Raw genomic sequence first — 2,028 nt, 5'->3', positions numbered from 1 at the left:
TGAAAATGGGTAAAACCCCACACCCCACACCCCACACCCTACACCCTGCCCCTAGGAAAAACTTTTTCAGCAGACCCTAAGTATTTTGACTCACGCCCCTTCCTCTTTTGAGACGTTGTGACACTTAGGGTGCGGAATGTGGGTTTTCAGATTTTGTCCCTTGCTCGGCTGTCAAAATGGTAAAAGCGGAAGACCGGCTGGATTCCCTAAACAAATAAAAGCTGCCCAATACTTAGGAGCTTCATAAGGGCGTTCTAAATCAGATTTTTGACTTAATTCCCGCAAATGGGCAGCAGTTCCTATACTGTGTTTTTCTGCCGATTTGATGGCATCTTCCGTTAGCCATTGGGAACGCATTTTGGCGATGGTGAGACGCTGGAGGCTAGATTTGGCTTTTCTCAAAGCTTCTGCTTTGCTAAGTTTGGCTTTCAGGAGATAATAATAGAAATACTGCATTAAGATAGTGGTAGCCACATCCTCCACTTTCCAAAGGCTGATAATAACGGTTTTTGCTCCTGCTTGGATGAAGGAACGACGCAAACCGATGAGGGTTTCTCCTGTGTAGAGGTCTCCTAAGGCGGTTTCACAGGCGGATGTTACTACTAACTCTGTCCCTGCTAAGTTGATAGATTGCACGTCTAGGGAAGTTAATAAGCCATCTTCGGCTTCTTCGGGTAGTTTACCGCCGTTTAACATCGTATTCACCCCCGCAAAGGCTAAACCTGAACGCAACAGGGGATTTTGTCTGGTGCCGACTTGGAATCTTTCTGAGGCGGAAAGACTCGATAACATGAAGTTTTGGTTAATTGTGTCCAGTTCGGGGGTTATATCGCCGAGAAAGTAGCCATGAGTAGCAATATGGAGAATATAAGGGGCTTTTTGGGCTTTGGAGACAAGAGGTTTTAAAGCTTTGGCGGCGGTAACGGGTTTGACTCTGAGTATTTTAGCGATTTTTTCGCCTTCGATTTCGGTGCCGGGGAGGGAGTTGAATATTTGTCCTTGTCTAGAGGTGGCTAAATTGCGTAAGGATGGTTTAAAGGGGAATTTTTCCTCATTTTCGGCAGTTGAGGGCGTGTTTTCGGGACTAGCTAAGTTATAGTCAGGGTTAGCGATAACGAGGGGATAGGTGACTTTGGCGGGAATTTTGGCTTTAAAGCGCAGGATATCTCGCCCTACATTTAAGAAGTTGCAGCGATATTCATCCATTAAGTAGCTGCCTTTATCGGTGGGTAAAATTTCAAAGGGTAAGCAGTTTAATTCGCCATCGGGACAGATAATTAATTCTTGGCTGAGATAAGGCTTGATTTTCTGAAAAATAAGCTGGCTTAGTTCAATTTTTGGCGATATATCCTCTTTTTTCTTAAATACGGCCACACTTAATCCTCGTGGGTTTTCTACCGATTCCCGAAACTCTTTCACTAATTTGTCTATGGGTTCAGCTTCTCCTAAATCTATCATAGTTAGCTGTTCTGGGGCTTGGGCAGGTAGGATAAAGGCGAGATAGCGAGGGGGAAAGGATGCAGCGTCACCGTTGGCGGGAATTGCCGGAAAATTGTAGTTATTAAACCTGAAAAATTCAATTAGAGTAGTTCCTTGGGGTAATTCTAAGGCGATGGTACGAAAATCAGCGTTTTGCAGTTCTTTTTCGAGGTTAAGTTCGGGGATATTTAATTCTCGTTCGAGGTTTTCCGCTTGTTGTTCGAGGGATTTAATTTCTTGTTGGTAGTAGGGAAGTTGTTCGGGGGTGGGTATATCAAAACAGCGTTTGGCGAGTTGTTGCCTAATTTGTTGCCATTGTTGGAGTTTGGGGGCAAGATGGGCGTATTGTTGGGATAAAAGGGCGATTTTTTGCAGGATGGCGGTTTCGGTTGCGATCGCTTTTCGTCTTAAGATGAGGTTATAGGCAGATTGTACCGCTTCGGGGCTATTAGGAAAGTGTTGGAAAACAAGGGAGAGAAATGTTTCTACTATATGGTAGTTTTTGGCAAGATAGTTGATGCGTTGCTTATCGGTGCTAATGCTAAAGAT

The 2,028-nt window shown here is 44.4% G+C and carries 1 protein-coding gene; it reads right to left on the bottom strand.

Annotation, left to right across the window (positions count from 1 at the left end; all coding sequences use genetic code 11):
* Positions 1–171: 171 nt before the first annotated feature.
* Positions 172–2,028 (bottom strand): CHAT domain-containing protein (locus tag PX636_RS12785; protein WP_288117483.1); only part of this gene is annotated, 1,857 nt, incomplete at its 5' end.

This window comes from Microcystis sp. M53598_WE2 (genome assembly GCF_030067735.1).
GTDB lineage: Bacteria > Cyanobacteriota > Cyanobacteriia > Cyanobacteriales > Microcystaceae > Microcystis > Microcystis aeruginosa.
Note: the sequence above shows the minus strand (reverse complement) of the source record. Positions and strands in the feature narration are given on the sequence as shown.